Annotated in this window: 16 protein-coding genes and 1 pseudogene; 8 read left to right on the top strand and 9 right to left on the bottom strand. The window is 59.8% G+C overall.

What is annotated here, in order from left to right:
* Positions 1–88: 88 nt before the first annotated feature.
* Positions 89–2,473: a beta-N-acetylhexosaminidase gene (locus tag AC6I8F_RS16765; RefSeq protein WP_498028255.1), complete on the bottom strand. Its 2,385-nt coding sequence runs from the start codon at positions 2,471–2,473 to the stop codon at positions 89–91.
* 277 nt (positions 2,474–2,750) lie between these two features.
* Between AC6I8F_RS16765 and nrdD the strand changes: the two genes are divergently transcribed.
* Entirely contained in the window at positions 2,751–4,889 is a 2,139-nt protein-coding gene (nrdD, locus tag AC6I8F_RS16770; protein ID WP_498028256.1) for an anaerobic ribonucleoside-triphosphate reductase, read from the top strand.
* Positions 4,886–5,350, top strand: a pseudogene (gene nrdG, locus AC6I8F_RS16775) (anaerobic ribonucleoside-triphosphate reductase-activating protein); the annotation flags it as partial. The gene nrdD and the pseudogene nrdG, both read left to right, overlap by 4 nt.
* Here nrdG and AC6I8F_RS16780 read toward each other — a convergent pair.
* Entirely contained in the window at positions 5,345–6,379 is a 1,035-nt protein-coding gene (locus tag AC6I8F_RS16780) for a permease (protein WP_336699615.1), read from the bottom strand. The pseudogene nrdG and the gene AC6I8F_RS16780 sit on opposite strands and share 6 nt — an antisense overlap.
* Before the next feature lie 237 nt (positions 6,380–6,616).
* Here AC6I8F_RS16780 and AC6I8F_RS16785 point away from each other — a divergent pair, with 237 nt between their 5' ends.
* Complete coding sequence (locus tag AC6I8F_RS16785) at positions 6,617–7,138, top strand: type 1 glutamine amidotransferase domain-containing protein (protein WP_021507686.1); 522 nt, start codon at positions 6,617–6,619, stop codon at positions 7,136–7,138.
* A gap of 34 nt (positions 7,139–7,172) precedes the next feature.
* Here the strand turns inward: AC6I8F_RS16785 and AC6I8F_RS16790 are convergent, their stop codons facing one another.
* Positions 7,173–7,586 (bottom strand): YhbP family protein, encoded by a 414-nt coding sequence (locus tag AC6I8F_RS16790; protein WP_498028257.1) that lies wholly within the window; start codon positions 7,584–7,586, stop codon positions 7,173–7,175.
* A gap of 77 nt (positions 7,587–7,663) precedes the next feature.
* On the opposite strand from AC6I8F_RS16790, the gene AC6I8F_RS16795 reads away from it, so the two are divergent.
* The gene (locus tag AC6I8F_RS16795) at positions 7,664–7,951 is read left to right on the top strand and encodes a GIY-YIG nuclease family protein (RefSeq protein ID WP_021507688.1); all 288 of its coding nucleotides are present in this window, start codon (positions 7,664–7,666) and stop codon (positions 7,949–7,951) included.
* On the opposite strand, the gene AC6I8F_RS16800 is transcribed toward AC6I8F_RS16795, so the two are convergent.
* Positions 7,935–8,441: a GNAT family N-acetyltransferase gene (locus AC6I8F_RS16800; RefSeq protein WP_021507689.1), complete on the bottom strand. Its 507-nt coding sequence runs from the start codon at positions 8,439–8,441 to the stop codon at positions 7,935–7,937. The two genes, AC6I8F_RS16795 and AC6I8F_RS16800, sit on opposite strands and share 17 nt — an antisense overlap.
* A complete protein-coding gene (gene ubiT / locus AC6I8F_RS16805) occupies positions 8,435–8,959 on the bottom strand; it encodes a ubiquinone anaerobic biosynthesis accessory factor UbiT (RefSeq protein WP_058759570.1) in 525 nt (174 codons plus the stop codon). Before ubiT ends, AC6I8F_RS16800 begins: the two co-directional genes overlap by 7 nt.
* A gap of 205 nt (positions 8,960–9,164) precedes the next feature.
* On the opposite strand from ubiT, the gene ubiU reads away from it, so the two are divergent.
* The 3 genes from ubiU (at position 9,165) to AC6I8F_RS16820 (ending at position 12,181) form a co-directional block, all read left to right on the top strand.
* Positions 9,165–10,160 (top strand): ubiquinone anaerobic biosynthesis protein UbiU, encoded by a 996-nt coding sequence (gene ubiU / locus AC6I8F_RS16810; RefSeq protein ID WP_021507691.1) that lies wholly within the window; start codon positions 9,165–9,167, stop codon positions 10,158–10,160.
* Positions 10,161–10,169: 9 nt separating this feature from the next.
* Entirely contained in the window at positions 10,170–11,054 is an 885-nt protein-coding gene (locus tag AC6I8F_RS16815; RefSeq protein WP_058759572.1) for a U32 family peptidase, read from the top strand.
* 116 nt (positions 11,055–11,170) lie between these two features.
* A complete protein-coding gene (locus AC6I8F_RS16820; RefSeq protein WP_021507693.1) occupies positions 11,171–12,181 on the top strand; it encodes a luciferase-like monooxygenase in 1,011 nt (336 codons plus the stop codon).
* A gap of 3 nt (positions 12,182–12,184) precedes the next feature.
* Here AC6I8F_RS16820 and AC6I8F_RS16825 read toward each other — a convergent pair whose 3' ends face one another.
* Complete coding sequence (locus AC6I8F_RS16825; RefSeq protein WP_021507694.1) at positions 12,185–13,102, bottom strand: AraC family transcriptional regulator; 918 nt, start codon at positions 13,100–13,102, stop codon at positions 12,185–12,187.
* A gap of 181 nt (positions 13,103–13,283) precedes the next feature.
* Between AC6I8F_RS16825 and AC6I8F_RS16830 the strand changes: the two genes are divergently transcribed.
* Positions 13,284–14,030, top strand: a complete 747-nt coding sequence (locus AC6I8F_RS16830) for an SDR family NAD(P)-dependent oxidoreductase (protein WP_021507695.1) — start codon at positions 13,284–13,286, stop codon at positions 14,028–14,030.
* Between the two features lie 65 nt (positions 14,031–14,095).
* Here AC6I8F_RS16830 and AC6I8F_RS16835 read toward each other — a convergent pair whose 3' ends face one another.
* The 3 genes from AC6I8F_RS16835 to nlpI form a co-directional block, all read right to left on the bottom strand.
* Complete coding sequence (locus AC6I8F_RS16835) at positions 14,096–15,979, bottom strand: DEAD/DEAH family ATP-dependent RNA helicase (protein WP_498028258.1); 1,884 nt, start codon at positions 15,977–15,979, stop codon at positions 14,096–14,098.
* A 16-nt stretch (positions 15,980–15,995) separates the two neighbouring features.
* Entirely contained in the window at positions 15,996–16,052 is a 57-nt protein-coding gene (gene yrbN / locus AC6I8F_RS16840) for a protein YrbN (protein WP_098053093.1), read from the bottom strand.
* A gap of 105 nt (positions 16,053–16,157) precedes the next feature.
* Positions 16,158–17,042, bottom strand: coding sequence for a lipoprotein NlpI (gene nlpI / locus AC6I8F_RS16845; protein ID WP_021507697.1), 885 nt, complete (start codon positions 17,040–17,042; stop codon positions 16,158–16,160).
* Between the last annotated feature and the right edge of the window lie 45 nt (positions 17,043–17,087).

Raw genomic sequence — 17,087 nt, forward strand, 5'->3', positions numbered from 1 at the left:
ATGCAGGGGGCGTATCCGTGCGCACCTGGCGAGATCGCCAGGTCGTCATCAATGACGACCCTGCATAGTTCGTGACTTCCGAACTTCCCTATCTCGACGATCGCAGCAGTTTCTCCAGCGGTCGCACCAGCGCCAGCACCGTTTCATCCTGCACCTGCGCCGCCGCATCCAGCTGGGCGTGCATCTGCGCCACCTCGCCTGCGCCATAGGCCTGATTGCGCTCCAGCGCATTCACCAGATCCAGCCCCATCCGGCTCAGCTCAGCGACCTGGCGCACCTGCGGCTGCAGCGCTTTCAGCTGATAGTTGCCCAGCACCAGCGGCATCACTGCATCGCTGTTGCGCTGCCAGCGCTGCAGCTGATGGCGCAGGGCGCTGGCGGCAGCATGATCGCCGCGATTGGCGATCAGCGCATCCACCTGCTTATCCAGCAGGCGCACCGGCTCGCTCTCAGCCGGCAGCACGTCCGCCAGCCGGTTCAGCGGCTCAAAATAGTCATAATGCCCGGCCTGAAACTTCAGGTGCTGGCGGGTGTAATATTGCGCCGGTTCCAGCACTTCCGCCAGCACGCGCAGCGGAGTGATATCGCTGCTGTTGGCCAGCCGCATCATCTGCACCTCGGCCTGCTGATGCTGCTGCAGGCCGACCGACACCGTCCCCCAGCGATCAATCGCGCTGAGCCGCTGGTACATATTCTCGCTATCGGTCACATCCTGCGCCGACCACAGCCGCTCCGCCACCACAAAGGCGCGCGGCCACAGCCGCGTATCAATCACCCGGCTATTCACGTTCTCCGCCCACAGCGCCGCTTCACCGCCCAGCAAATCACGCTGCAGCTGAGCGGGCGTGGGCAGTACCGGAGCAATACCGGCCGGTATCTGCGCCAGCCTGCTGCCTGTGGTCGGATAGCGCACGTTGCCCACCAGCACGTAGCCGGTCAGGCTGTCACGCGTCAGCGTCACCACCGGCTGAAACGGCCCCATCCAGCTGTCGACGCTGAAGGTCAGCTGCGTCGGTGATAGCCAGCGAATGTCGCTGACCTGGCGTCGCGCCTTGCCGCTGAAATCGATAAAACCGCGCCAGCCGTTTTTGCTCTCAATCAGGGTGAAACTGCCCTGCACCGCGCTGCCTTTCAGACGCGGCATAGTGAACTGCCAGCTTTGCGCCTGATCGTCGGCGCGCAGTTGATCGACGCCGTTCAGCCCCTGCGGCCAGAGCTCGTTGCGATAGTGATACGCGGCGCTCTGCGGCTGGTCGAGATAAAAACCGGTGGAAAGAATGCCGCGATATCCCTGCTTTATCACTTCGCTCAGCGCGTCCTGCCCCTGCCACGACTGAATCACAATACTTTTCGGCAGGTCGGGATGGTACACCTCATCCCAGCCAAGCATGCGCCGCTGATGCGCGGCGAGAATCTTCTCAACCCGCTGGTTGAACCACGCCTGCAGCGCATGGGCATCCTGCAGGCCGTGGTCGCGCATAAACTGCTGAATCTTCGGTGAGGCGTTCCACTGACTGGGATCGACTTCATCCCCGCCGATGTGAATGTAGGGATCGGGAAAGATCGCCGCGACTTCGCCAATCAGCGTATCAATAAAGCGAAACACCGCTTCATTGCTGGGATCGAGCAAGGGTTTAAACACCCCCCAGCCGCGCTCCATGGCATACGGCCCCGGCGCGCTCATCAGCTCCGGCATCGCTACGGCCAGCGCGGAAGCATGGCCGGGCAGATCGATTTCCGGCACCACGCGCACGCCGCGCTGGGTGGCATAGTGCACCAGCTCGCGCATTTGCTGCTGGCTGTAGAACAGGCCATCACTGGCCTGCTGCTGCAGCTGCGGATAGTGACTGGAAGCAAAGCGCCAGCCCTGATCGTCGGTCAGGTGCCAGTGGAACACGTTCATGCGCGCCGCGGCGATACCATCAATCTGCCGCTTGAGGGTTTCCAGCGGCAGGAAGTGGCGCACCGGGTCGATCAGCACGCCGCGCCACGGGAAGCGCGGCCGATCGTCAATGGTGACAAAGGGAATTTGCGTGCCGCTGGCGGTGTTGGCGATCAGCTGCAGCAGGGTTTCCATGCCGCGCATCGCGCCAAAACGGGTAGGTGCCTGCAGCAGTACGCCACTGCTGCTGACCTCCAGATGGTAGCTTTCGTCGCTGTCCGGTTGCGGTAGCGGATCGACCGCGTCGGCAATCCGGACCTGAATGGCGGGACGATCGCTGGCCGGGCTGGCGGGCAGCAGCGCCCAGCCGGTTTGCCGCGCAATGCGGGCGCGCCAGCGCGCTTCGGCCCCTTCCAGGTGATCGCCGGTGATGTGCAGCGAAAATTGCGGCGTCAGGGTAAACGCACCACCGCCTGCGGGCTGCGTCACCTGCTGTGGCCACGGCATCAGCGGCAGATCGCCTGCCGGTGCGGCCTGCGTGGAAAACGTCAGGGAACACAAAACGGCCAGCAGCGTACGGGGCAGAAGCATGGTGGGCATCCTTGTAAGGCAAAAAGATGGGCCGGAAATGGCGCAAAACGCTCATTAAACCTGTTTCGCAACGCAAAGCAAGTTGCAGCCGGCTGAAGTTTGTGCGGCTTAAAACTTTTCAGTGTAGCGGCTGTTGACCACTGCACGGCTTTCAGGCGCTGGCCGCGCTTCTTTGCGACAGGTCAAAAACAGTGCGATTAATTCCCTCTGAAACACCACATGTTGCGATTACACTCCTTAAAATTATCTACATGTAGTTTTCAGCGGAGAAGGGAAGATGGCAACGGTAGTGATTAAGCGTGACGGCTGCAGGGTGCCGTTTGATGCCCGGCGCATTGAAGCTGCAGTGCGGGCCGCCGCGCAGGCCGCCCAGGTTGACGACCTGGCCTGGTGCACGACGGTCGCTCAGCAGGTCAGCGCGCAGCTGGCAACCCAGGCTGAAGTCGATATTCGTGACATCCAGTGTGCCGTGGAAGAGGCGCTGATGAGCGGACGCTGGCCACAGCTGGCGCGCGCCTATATTGAATACCGTCACGACCGCGATCTGGCGCGCGAGCAGCGCGGCAAGCTGCATCATGCCATTCGCGGCCTGGTGGAACAGACCAACGCGGCGCTGCTCAACGAAAACGCCAATAAAGACAGCAAAGTGATCCCGACGCAGCGCGACCTGCTGGCCGGCATCGTGGCCAAACATTATGCCCAGCAGCAGTTGCTGCCGCGCGATGTGGTGCTGGCGCACGAGCGTGGGGAAATCCACTATCACGACCTCGACTACTCTCCCTTCTTCCCGATGTTTAACTGCATGCTGATCGATCTGCACGGCATGCTGACGCACGGCTTCAAAATGGGTAACGCCGAGATTGAACCGCCAAAATCCATCGCCACCGCCACCGCGGTGACGGCGCAGATCATCGCGCAGGTCGCCAGCCATATTTACGGCGGCACCACCATTAACCGCATTGACGAAGTGCTGGCGCCATTTGTCACCCTCAGCCTCGAAAAACATCGCCAGATTGCCCGCGAATGGCAAATTGCTGACGTGGAAGCTTACGCGCACGCACGCACGGAAAAAGAGTGCTACGACGCGTTTCAGTCGCTGGAGTACGAGGTTAATACGCTGCACACCGCCAACGGCCAGACGCCGTTCGTCACTTTTGGCTTTGGCCTCGGCACCGACTGGGCGGCGCGCCTGATTCAGCAATCGATTCTGCGCAACCGCATTGCCGGGCTGGGCAAAAACCATAAAACCGCGGTGTTTCCTAAGCTGGTGTTCGCCATTCGCGAAGGCGTCAACCGCCGCGCCGGCGACATCAATTACGACATCAAACAGCTGGCGCTGGAGTGTGCCAGCAAGCGCATGTATCCGGATATTCTCAACTACGACAAAGTGTTGGAAGTCACCGGCTCGTTCAAAACGCCGATGGGCTGCCGCAGCTTCCTCGGCGTTTACGAGGAAAACGGCGAGCAGATTCATGAGGGCCGCAACAACATCGGCGTGATCAGCCTCAACCTGCCGCGCATTGCGTTAGAAGCTCAGGGAGACGAAGCCCGCTTCTGGACGCTGCTGGATGCACGCCTGGCGCTGGCGAAGCGGGCGCTGATGACCCGCATTGCCCGGCTGGAAAAAACCAAAGCGCGCGTCGCACCGATTCTTTACATGGAAGGTGCCTGCGGCGTGCGGCTCAACGCGGACGACGAGGTGGGCAAGATCTTTCGCAACGGCCGCGCCTCGATCTCGCTGGGCTATATCGGTCTGCATGAAACACTCAACGCGCTAAGCGGCAACGCCGTGCATCCGTATGATGCCGCGCACCTGCGCGCAACCGGCGTGGCGATTGTGACGCATCTGCGCAAAGCGGTGGATGCGTGGAAAGCGGAAACCGGCTACGGCTTTAGCCTGTACAGTACGCCCAGTGAAAACCTGTGCGATCGCTTCTGTCGCCTTGATGCCGCCGAATTTGGCGTGGTGCCGGGCGTGACCGACAAGGGCTATTACACTAACAGCTTCCATCTCGACGTAGAGAAAAAGGTCAATCCCTACGACAAAATCGATTTTGAAGCGCCCTACCCGGCCATCGCTAACGGCGGCTTCATCTGTTACGGCGAATACCCCAACATTCAGCACAACCTGCGGGCGCTGGAGGATGTGTGGGATTACAGCTATGACCGCGTGCCCTATTACGGCACTAATACGCCGATCGATGAGTGCTACGAGTGCGGCTTCAGCGGCGAGTTCAGCTGTACCAGCAAAGGATTTACCTGTCCGAGCTGCGGCAATCACGATCCGGCGCGCGTTTCGGTCACGCGCCGCGTCTGCGGCTATCTTGGCAGCCCGGATGCGCGGCCGTTCAACGCCGGCAAGCAGGAAGAGGTGCAGCGCCGTGTTAAACACCTTGATACCGGACAGCTGGGATGATGCACATTCATCGCTACTATGATGTGGATATCGTGAATGGTCCCGGCACGCGCTGCACGCTATTTGTCGCGGGCTGCGAACATCAGTGCCGCGGCTGCTACAACCAGAGCACCTGGCGGCCTGACTCCGGCGTGCCGTTTACGCTGGCCATGGAGGAGCAGCTGATCGCCGATCTGCAGGATCAACGCATTCCACGTCAGGGGCTGTCGCTGAGCGGCGGCGATCCGCTGCATCCGCACAATGTGCCGCATATTCGCCGGCTGGTGAAGCGCGTGCGGCGCGACTGTCCGGATAAAGATATCTGGCTGTGGACCGGCTACACCCTGGCGGAGCTGACGGCGGCGCAGCGCGAAGTGATTGCGGAAATCGACGTGCTGATTGATGGACGTTTCATCGAAGCGGAAAAAGATGCGCGGCTGCTGTGGCGCGGCAGCCGCAATCAGACTATCTGGTATCTACGCCAGCCACAGTGCGAGGATGCCGAGCAGCATGCCGCTGACGGCCACGCCGCAGAAGGCGATCCACAGCGCGCGCGGCGGGAACGCGCGATGCAGCATCAGTAGCGACGGCACGCTGACCGCGGGCAGCGTCACCAGCAGCGCCAGCGCCGGTGCGATGCCCATGCCCGCCAGCATCATGGTTTGCACAATAGGGATTTCGGCGGCGGTCGGAATCACAAACAGGCAGCCGGCGATGGCCATCAGCATCACCCAGAACAGCGTATTGCCCACCGCGCCGTCCGCGTGCGGAAACAGCCAGACGCGCGCGGCGCCGAGCAGCAGCACCGCCACGATGTAGAGCGGAATGGTGTTACAGAACAGCCGCCACATCACGCGCAGCCAGCGCGTCACAAACCGTTCATGGCTTTCTTGCGGCAACAGCGGCGCGGCAACGGCGGTTTCCGGCACGCTGCGCTGCACCAGCATGGCAATGCCCAGCACCATCACCCCACCCGCCACCAGCCGAATGGCGGCAAACTGCCAGCCGAGCACAAAGCCCATAAACACCAGCGTTGCCGGATTGAGCAGCGGATTCGCCAGCCAGAACGCCATCGCCGCGCCGCTTGAAACCTGCGCCTGGCGCAGGCCGACGGTCACCGGCGCGGCACAGCAGCTGCACATCATGCCCGGCAGGCCAAAACCGGTGCCGACCAGCGTGGCCACCAGCCGGTTGCTGCCCATCAGGCGCAGCAGCCAGCGGCGCGGAATCAGCACCTGCACCAGCGAGCCCAGCACCACGCCGAGCACCGCGGCTTTCCACACCGCGAGAAAATAGACCATGGCGTAATCCAGCGCGGCGCGCCACGGCGAATCTGCGGCATTGGCAAGAATAGAGCGGCCGATGGAATGGGTTTCTGCGGCCGTGAAGGCTTTGCCATAGTAAGGCTGCCATTTTACGTACCACAGGCCGATAAGCACCACAGCGAGGAACAGCAGCGGTTTCCACCAGGCGAAGCGGGCCGCTGGTGCAGGTGAGGCGAATTGGGTCATAACCGGTTCCGTATTCAACTGAATAACGTATGCCGCGCGGAGGGCGCGACGCAGATCCCACAGTGTTATTCAGGTTATGCCTGTGTGCCAGCGTCGTCACGCTTAAACTTGATCTGTCTCCGGAATTTAACCAATCCCGCCTGTGCCGGCTGGCTTGCGTTTCCGCGCTCAGGGTCCAGACTTGTTGGTTGAAACGTGTCACGCACAGCAGGTGCGTGACCAGCAAGGAGGAGAAAGATGAGCAAGAAAATAGCGGTTCTGATTACCGATGAATTTGAAGACTCAGAGTTTACCTCACCGGCCGAGGCCTTCACCAAAGCGGGCCATGAAGTGGTCACCATTGAGATGCAGGCGGGCAAAACCGTGAAGGGAAAACAGGGCAAAGCCGAAGTCAAAATCGACAAGGATATTGACCATGTCAGCCCGGCCGAGTTCGACGCGCTGCTGCTGCCCGGTGGTCATTCGCCTGACGCGCTGCGCGGTGACGATCGCTTTGTCACCTTTACCAAAGAGTTTGTCGCCAGCGGCAAACCGATTTTCGCCATCTGTCACGGTCCGCAGCTGCTGATCAGCGCGAACGGCGTGCGCGGTCGCAAAATGACCTGCGTGAAAGCTATCGCCATCGATTTGCGTAATGCCGGCGCGGACTTTTACGATAAAGAGGTGGTGGTTGATGATGACAAGCTGGTTACCAGCCGCACGCCTGAAGACCTGCCCGCGTTTAACCGCGAATCCCTGCGCATTCTGAACGCAGCGTAAGACGGTCGCCCGGTGCGCCTCTGCGCGTGCCGGGCTAACGCTGCCAGACAATCTTTTTGCCAAACCCCAGCGCGTTATCGGTCATTTTCAGCTCATCCAGCGTAATTTCCCACAGCGGCGCGGTGACTTTTTTTGCCACCGGAAAGCGCGACTGATAGGCCTTCAGCGCCTGCGCCTCATCGGTCAGTTGTATACGCCCGCGATACTGCACGCCTTTAATCAGCAGCACCGTTTTCGGCTGGCCGTTCACCGTGCCGGCGACGCGTGGATGACGCGCCATCAGCGCGCCGTGACGCGTATCGGTTTCGGTCATCAGCCAGAACGCCATACGCGCTTCATCGAACACGTAGAAACAGTTGGCGCACCATAGCGCATCACCGTCGCTGGCACATAGCGACAGCACGTGCTGCTTTTTCAGATAGCGAATCAGATGAGAATGGTCAGACAAGAGCAACTCCGTGCGTTGATAGCGATGCGGCCGCAGGCGCGTTACACTGCCCGCCAGCACATGAACGAGGTTTGTAAATGGAACAGGGCTGGCAGCTGTATATGCTGCAAACCGCCGCCGGAATGCTTTATACCGGCATCACCACTGACGTCAACCGTCGCCTGCAGCAGCACCAGCAGGGGCGCGGTGCCCGTGCGCTGCGCGGCAAAGGTCCGCTGACGCTGGTGTTTCACTGCGCGGCCGGCGATCGCGCGGCGGCTTCCCGGCTGGAGTATCAGGTAAAACAGCTGAGCCGGGCGCAGAAACTGCTGCTGGTTGCCCAGCAGCCGGCCTGCTTAACGGCGTGGTTTAGTCGATACGATTGAAAGGTGCCGAGAAGGCGATCAGCCCTTCTGCCCCATCGAACGCATCGTCCGCCAGTTTATACACCTGAAACGCCGCTTCGCTGCCGGGCCAGCGGCAGTGCAGGCCGTGACGCGCCGCCGGTTCAAAGCCGAGCGGATTGTAGAACTGCGGATCGCCCAGCACCACCACGGCGCTGTAGCTGAACTCATTGAGCGAATCGAGCCCTTCATACACCAGCTGTTTAGCAATGCCCTGACTGCGCACCGAGGCATCAACCGCCAGCGGCGCCAGCGCCACCCAGTTACGATCCTCGCCCTGCAACGTCACCGGACTGAAGGCGGCATAACCCAGCACCTGGCCTTCGTCATCGGTGGCCACCACGCCCAGCGTGAGTAAACCGTCTTCACGCAGCTGCTGTACCAGTTCCGCTTCGGCTGCGGTGGCAAAACTGCGCTTTAACAGGCTGTCGATGCCTGCCGCGTCCACACCAATTTCAGTACGAATCAACATGAGATCCCCGCGCGCGCCTCAGCGGCCTTCGCGTCCTGTGTCATTCCTGCCTCAACAAAAGCAGCCAGCTGCAGCAACCCCGTGCGCAATGGCGTGGGCATGGCGTCCAGTTCTATGGCATCCATCAGATTCTTCACCTCCAGTCCCAGCTCCGTGTCGCCCTCAATCACCAGACGGCGCTGAAAGAACAACATATCGGGGTCGGCTTTGCGTGCTGCTACCAGCAGCAGATCGTTGGCTTCGCCACGAAACCAGACATCTGCTTCGGCGTCGCGCGAAACGGTCAGGCGCCCGTCCTGCAGCGTGGTGATCCAGCGCAGATTGACGTCCGCGATCTCAATGCCGAGATAGCGCCCTTGCAGAAAGTCTAACTCACCTTCAGCCAAAGCATGACGAAATTGCCAGTTTAGGAGTTGTTGCAAAACCGTTTTTTTCACGGCGAATGGTGTTAGCGACACCGGTAAAGCGAGGAATTCCGGCCCTTTTTCAATTAACAGGCCGCGTAAGCGTGCGAACATGCGCTGCACTCCCTTGAGAAAATTTTATCTATATTGCCACATCCGACGGCTTTCGCCTCAACCGGGATCAAGGAAATCGCCCCGCGTCTGTGCGAAAATTCTCCATTCCGCCCTGGCAATCCCGCTTTCACTGCCTTAAATCAACATTGCAGCACCTGCGCTTCCTTACACTCAACGGCGTTCAGAATCCGGGGGAGGAAATTGTATGGAACTGCTGTGTCCGGCGGGGAATTTACCTGCGCTGAAATCGGCGGTGGAGCACGGCGCTGACGCGGTGTACGTCGGCCTGAAAGATGACACCAACGCCCGCCACTTTGCTGGCCTCAATTTTACCGATAAGAAACTGGCAGAAGCCGCGCGCTTCCTGCATCAGCACCGGCGTAAACTGCACGTGGCGATCAACACCTTCGCCCATCCCGACGGCCTTAACCGCTGGCAAAGCGCCATTGACGTCGCCGCACAGAACGGTGCCGATGCGCTGATTCTCGCCGATATCGCCACGCTGGAGTATGCCGCCAGCCGCTATCCGCAGGTTGAACGTCACCTGTCAGTGCAGGCGTCCGCTACCAATCTGCAGGCCATTCAGTTTTATCACCGCCACTTTGCACTGAGCCGCGTGGTGCTGCCGCGCGTGCTGTCGATGCACCAGGTGAAGCAGCTGGCGCGCGAAACGCCGGTGCCGCTTGAGGTGTTCGCCTTTGGCAGCCTGTGCATCATGGCCGAAGGCCGCTGCTATCTTTCGTCGTGGCTGACCGGCGAGTCGCCGAACAGCGCGGGCGCCTGTTCACCGGCCAAATTTGTGCGCTGGCAGCAGACGGCACAGGGCATGGAGTCGCGCCTGAACGAAGTACTGATTGACCGTTACGCCGCCGATGAGAGCGCGGGCTATCCGACGCTGTGTAAAGGACGCTACGAGGTGGATAACCAGCGCTATCACGTGCTGGAGGAGCCCACCAGCCTCAATACCCTGGCGCTGCTGCCAGAGCTGCTGCGCGCCAATATCGCCTCGGTGAAAATTGAGGGACGCCAGCGCAGCCCGGCCTATGTGGCACAGGTGGCGAAAGTGTGGCGTCAGGCGATCGATCGCTGCATGGCCGATCCGCAACAGTTCACGGTGCAGGATCCGTGGATGCGCGCACTCGGTGAACTTTCTGAAGGCAGCCAGACCACGCTCGGCGCCTATCACCGCGACTGGCAATAAGGAGACCGTATGAAATACGCCATCGGCCCGGTGCTGTGGTACTGGCCTGCCGCCACGCTGGAGCAGTTTTATCAGCGCGCCGCAGAGAGCAGCGCAGAGATTGTCTACCTCGGCGAAGCGGTGTGCAGCAAACGCCGCGCCACTGCGTTCAGTCAGTGGATGGAGATGGGCCGCACGCTGGCGGCCAGCGGCAAACAGGTGGTGCTGAGCACGCTGGCGCTGCTGCAGTCCCCTTCGGAAGTCAAAGAGCTGCGCCGCTATGTTGAAAACGGTGAGTTCTTACTGGAAGCCAACGATATCGGCACCGTGAACATGGCGGCAGAGCGCAAACTGCCGTTTGTCGCCGGTCCTACCCTGAATGTGTATAACGCGCAGACGCTCCAGCTGCTGCTGCAGGAGGGCATGACGCGCTGGTGCATGCCGGTGGAGATGTCACGCGACTGGCTGATTCAGCTGTTGCAGCAGTGCCATGACGCTGGCCTGCGCGACCGGTTTGAGGTTGAAGTGCTCGGCTACGGCCATCTGCCGCTGGCGCTATCGGCGCGCTGTTTTACCGCGCGTTCCGAAAATCGTGCCAAAGATGATTGCCAGACCTGCTGTATTGATTATCCCACCGGGCGCCGCGTGCTGTCGCAGGAGGGCCAGCAGGTATTTGTCCTGAACGGCATTCAGACCATGAGCGGCTACTGTTACAACCTTGGCAACGATCTTGCCGGTATGCATGGCTGGATCGATATTGTGCGCCTGTCGCCGCAGGATGAGAGCACGCTGGCACAGGTTGATCGCTTCCGCGCTAACGAAGCGGGTGAAGCGCCGCTGATGATGGCGCGCGGCAGCGACAGCAACGGTTACTGGCGCCGCCTGGCCGGAATGGCGCTGGATAGCGGCGGTTAAAGGCACATTCCGGCTATATTCCTGCCGTTATTAGCAGTTTTAATATGGGTAATGATGCGTAATACTGACTGGTGCAGGTTTACTTATCACCTGCGCCATCCTTTGCTGGAGTACCCATGTCTGAGAAGAAAACTGTTCGCCTGTCCGTGCTGGATCTGGCCCCCATTCCGCAAGGCTCGTCTGCGCGCGATGCCTTCCATAATTCGCTGGCGCTGGCGCGTCAGGCTGAAGCCCTTGGCTTTCATCGCTACTGGCTGGCCGAACACCACAACATGACCGGCATCGCCAGCGCTGCAACGTCGGTGCTGATTGGCTATCTCGCCGCTAACACCGAAACGCTGCGCCTCGGCTCCGGCGGGATCATGCTGCCCAACCACGCACCGCTGGTGATTGCCGAACAGTTTGGCACCCTGGAATCCCTCTACCCTGGCCGTATCGATCTCGGACTGGGCCGCGCGCCCGGCTCCGATCAGCGCACCATGCTGGCGCTGCGCCGTCATCTTTCGAGCGCCCAGGCCGACAGCTTCCCGGAAGATGTGGCCGATCTGATCCGCTGGTTCGATGCCGAAGAGGGCGAACATCCGCCGGTGCAGCCGGTGCCTGGCCTCGGACTGAAAATTCCGGTGTGGCTGCTGGGTTCCAGCCTGTATAGCGCGCAGCTGGCGGCGCAGCTTGGTCTGCCGTTTGCCTTTGCTTCGCACTTCGCGCCAGACCTGCTGTTGCAGGCGCTACACCTGTATCGCGAAAAATTCCAGCCCTCTGCGCGTCTGGCAAAACCTTACGCTATGGTGTGTGTCAACGTGGTGGCGGCAGACAGCGATCGTGATGCGCGCTTCCTGTTCACCTCGATGCAGCAGCAGTTCATTAATCTGCGTCGCGGCAAGCCCGGCCCGCTGCCGGCGCCGGTGGAGAACATGGATAACCTGTGGTCGCCGTCCGAACAGTATGGCGTGCAGCAGGCGCTGAGCATGTCGGTGGTGGGCGATAAAGATAAAGTGCGCCACGGCCTTGCCGCGCTGCTGCGCGAAACCCAGGCGGATGAGATCATGGTCAACGGCCAGATTTACGATCCACAGGCGCGCCTGCGTTCGTTCGCGCTGGCGATGGAAGCCGCACGCACGCTGTAAGCCTTACTGCGGTGGGGAGAGGAGTCCTTCTGGCCCCACCGCCATCTTGCGCACATCGCGCGCCGGAGACTGGCCATAAAAACGGCTATACTCCCGGCTGAACTGCGACGCACTCTGATAGCCCACCCGATAGCCCGCCGTCCCGGCATCCAGCTTCTCAATCATCATCAACCGGCGCGCTTCGTTGAGCCGCAGCTGCTTCTGATACTGCATCGGCGTCATCGCCGTAACCGCTTTAAAGTGATGGTGCAGCGATGAAATGCTCATGCCAACGCTGCTGGCCAGCTGATCCACCTTCAGCGGTTGATGAAAGTTTTCGCGCAGCCAGCGCGCCGCGCGCGCCACTTTGTTGCCCGGGCGCTCGGTCAGCGCCATGTTCAGAATGCGCGGCCCTTCCGGCCCGGTCAGCAGGCGATAGAAAATCTCCTGCTCAATCAGCGGTGCCAGCGCGGCGATATCCTGGGGCTGATCCAGCAGCGCCACCAGCCGCATCACCGCATCCACCAGCGGTGGCGCGACTTTATGGACGGTAATGCTGCGTTCAGGGGCAGCGCTGCCAATCTGCTGCGGCGGGAAATGCTCCAGATAGCGCAGCAGACGCGCTTCGTTGATGGTGATGCCGACGCCAAGACAGGGTTTCTCTGGCGTCGCCAGCACCACGCAGGACTGCACCGGCATGTCCATGGTGACCAGCAGCAGATCGCCCGGCCCGTAATGCATCACATCATCGCCCATGCGCAGTGCTTTCTGGCCCTGGGCCATCAGCGCAAACCCCGCCCAGCTGGCAATATGCGCCAGGCTGGAGGGGTGCGAGCTGCGGCCAAAAGAGAGAAAATCAATCGCGCTGGCGGTACGCCCATCCTGCTGCGCGTGACGGGCAATCATCGCCACCAGCTGCTGCCACTGTTCCTGATGAATCATGCGTTATGCACTCCGCGATGAAAAATCACTGAATCCCCATTCTTACCTGCCGATGCGGTTGCGCCTAGTCCCTGCGCCACAGATTTGCAGGATCGTGCAAAAAGCTTGCAGGATTGCGCTACCGCACAAAGCGGCAACAGCGCATGCTTTACTCACCCGAAATCTCAGGTGGAGAGACACAATGCAAGCACTTGAAGGCAAAATTGCGCTGGTGACGGGCGCGTCGAAAGGCATTGGCGCCGCCATCGCCATGACTTTCGCCGCGGCCGGCGCCCGGGTGGTGGTGAATTATCGTCAGGATGAAGCGGGCGCGGCGGATGTGGTGACCGATATCTGCGCGCTGGGAAGCGACGCCATCGCCGTACAGGCCGATATATCCCGTGAAGCTGACGTGCAACGCCTGTTCGCCAGCAGTATTGCGCAGTTTGGCGCGCCAGACATCGTGGTCAACAACGCCGGCATGTTTCACCATGGCGACTTCGCCAGCCTCAGCGTCAGCGACATGCAGCAGCAGCTCAACGTCAATCTGCTCGGTACGCTGCTGGTGTGCCAGCAGGCGGCGCAGCATTTTCCGGCGCGCGGCGGCTGCATCATTAACCTCAGCGCGCTGAACAGCCAGCGCAGCCTGCCCGGCTCGGTACTGTGGTCAGCGACCAAGGGCGCGATCGATACCTTAACGCAGGGGCTGGCACGTGAGCTGGGCCCGCGCAACATTCGCGTCAACGCGCTGGCACCGGGGATCATTCTGACCGAAGGGCTGCTGGCAGCGAAAAAAATGAATGCGGAATTTAAAGCGCAGCTGATCGCGGCCACGCCGCTGGGACGCTTTGGCCTGCCGGAGGATGTGGCACAGGTGGCGCTGTTTCTGGCGTCGGAAGAGTCGGCTTATGTTACCGGTGAGCGGGTGCTGATTGCCGGCGGCGTGTAAAACCCGCGTTACAGACATAAAAAAAGGACGCTTGCGCGTCCTTTTTATTTTTAAGCGATTAACGCTTATGCATCACGGCGACGTGGTGCAGCTGCACCTTCGTCGCGACGTGGGCCACGGCCACCTTCACGACTGAAACGTCCGCCTTCGCGACGCTCAGAGAAACGACGCGGTGCGCCACCTTCACGGTTGCCACCCTCGCGGTTACCACGACGCTCACCACCGAAGTCACGACCGCCGCTACGACGCTCGGTGCGCTCGTGTGGCTGTGCATCGCCCAGCAGCTGCATATTCATCGGCTTGTTGAGAATACGCGTACGCGTGAAGTGCTGCAGGACTTCACCCGGCATGCCTTTTGGCAGCTCGATAGTGGAGTGGGTACCAAACAGCTTGATGTTACCGATGTAACGGCTGCTGATGTCGCCTTCGTTAGCAATCGCGCCCACGATATGACGCACTTCAACACCGTCATCACGGCCCACTTCAATGCGGTACAGCTGCATTTCGCCAACGTCACGACGTTCGCGACGTGGACGATCGCCACCTTCGCGGCTGTCACGGCTGTCACGACGTGGACGGTCACCGCCACGCTCATCGCGATCGCGGAATTCACGACGCTGTGGACGTGGTGCATCCGGTGGCAGAATCAGTGGACGTTCGCCCTGCGCCATTTTCAGCAGTGCAGCGGCCAGCGTTTCCATATCCAACTCTTCTTCTGGCTGCATTTTAGCCAGCAGCGCACGGTACTGATCCAGATCACTGCTTTCCAGCTGCTGCTGAACTTTCGCAGAGAACTGCGCCAGACGACGCTGACTCAGCAGCTCGGCGTTAGGCAGCTCAACTTCCGGAATAGTCAGCTTCATGGTGCGTTCGATGTTGCGCAGCAGACGACGCTCGCGGTTCTCAACGAACAGCAGCGCACGGCCAGCACGACCCGCACGACCGGTACGGCCGATACGGTGTACATACGATTCGGCATCCATCGGGATGTCGTAGTTAACCACCAGGCTAATACGCTCAACGTCCAGACCACGGGCCGCAACGTCAGTCGCGATCAGGATATCCAGACGACCGTCTTTCAGACGCTCCAGCGTCTGCTCACGCAGCGCCTGGTTCATGTCACCGTTCAGCGCGGCGCTGTTGTAGCCGTTACGCTCCAGCGTTTCTGCGACTTCCAGCGTGGCATTTTTGGTGCGCACGAAGATGATGGCAGCATCGAAGTCTTCCGCTTCGAGGAAGCGCACCAGCGCGTCAGACTTACGGCCGTAAGCGGTCCAGTAAGACTGAGAAATGTCCGGGCGTGTAGTGATGCTGGACTGGATGCGCACTTCCTGCGGATCCTTCATGAAACGCTTAGTGATACGGCGAATCGCTTCCGGCATGGTTGCAGAGAACAGTGCGGTCTGATGACCTTCCGGGATCTGCGCCATGATGGTTTCAACGTCTTCGATGAAGCCCATACGCAGCATTTCATCGGCTTCGTCCAGTACCAGACCACGCAGGCTGGACAGGTCCAGGGTACCGCGTTTCAGGTGATCCAGCAGACGGCCCGGGGTACCAACCACGATCTGTGGACCCTGGCGTAGTGCGCGCAGCTGCACGTCATAACGCTGGCCACCGTACAGGGCCACGACGTTAATACCGCGCATGTGTTTAGAGAATTCTGTCATCGCTTCAGCCACCTGAACCGCCAGTTCGCGGGTCGGCGCCAGCACCAGGATTTGCGGTGCGCGGACAGAAGGATCAACGTTGTTCAGCAGCGGCAGCGAGAACGCTGCTGTTTTACCACTACCGGTCTGCGCCATACCCAGCACATCACGGCCCGCCAGCAGGTGAGGAATACACTCAGCCTGGATTGGCGATGGCTTAACGTAGCCCATACCGTTCAGTGATTCGAGGATGTCGGCGTTCAGGCCCAGATCAGCAAAAGTGGTTTGAATATCAGTCATGTAGTACACGTGCCTCTTAGATTGCGGCGGCCAGTCTACATAACTCGTCGTGAAAACTTTCAGTCATTTTCATCAAAAAGTGTGAACCGGCTCAAATTAGAAGTTTTGACGAACAGAAAAGCCCTCACCTGTTCAGGCGATGACTTTACGGGTAAATCAGGCAATAAAAGTTCGTCAGCTATTGCTGGTCAGATTCTGATAAATCGTCTTGTGTCTGGCCGAGTTGCGCCAGTTCCAACAATGCGTATCGGTGTTCAACAAAGTTATTAACGTTGTTGGCCACCGCCAGTTTGAACAACGCTTTCGCGTCGTCCTTCTCCCCCAGACTTAGGTAGTACTTACCTAAATAGAAGTTGGTTTCACTGAGATGTTCAGCGAGCGAGGTGTTATCCGTTGCGTCCGCCTTGAGACGTTCCATCAATGTTTTTTCACTGATGTCGCCCAGGTAGAACTCGACAATATTCCATCCCCATTGGTCCTTAGCCGCCTTATCGTAACGCTGTTGTAGCGTCACTTTTGCCTTGTCGGCATCCATCTCGCGTTCAACGAGGTAGAGCCACAGGCTGCGGAACGGATCGTTAGGATCGTCTTGATAAAACGCCAGCAGATCATCTTGCGCTAACTTGTATCGACCGCCGTAATAGAGGGCGATACCACGGTTTAAATGCGCATAGTTGTAAGTTGGATCAAGCTCAAGTACAGAATCAAACGCTTCATAGGCAGCATCAAAATTGCCTGCCTGCGTTAAGTAAATGCCGAGATAGTTAAACACTTCCGGCATATCCGGTCTGATAGACAGCGCTTGCGAGAAATCGTTCCGCGCTAATGCCCTCAGACCCAAACTATCATACAACACTCCGCGCTCATATAACAGCTGTGCGCGTTCATCATCGGTCAGGGCCCGACTGGCAAGAATTTGTTCCATTCGCGCCAGAATAACCTCTTGCTGCAGTGTGGGCTGCAAAGGTACTGCCAGAACTTCGTTCTTACGCCAATTGGAGTTGCTGCATCCTGCCAGCGTGATAGCTGTCGCAACAAAACACCAGCGCAAAAAAGGCTTCATTTCCCACTCCCGAATACAAACATTGGGATAACCATCCTGTCATCC

The organism is gamma proteobacterium symbiont of Axiagastus rosmarus (genome assembly GCF_059730925.1).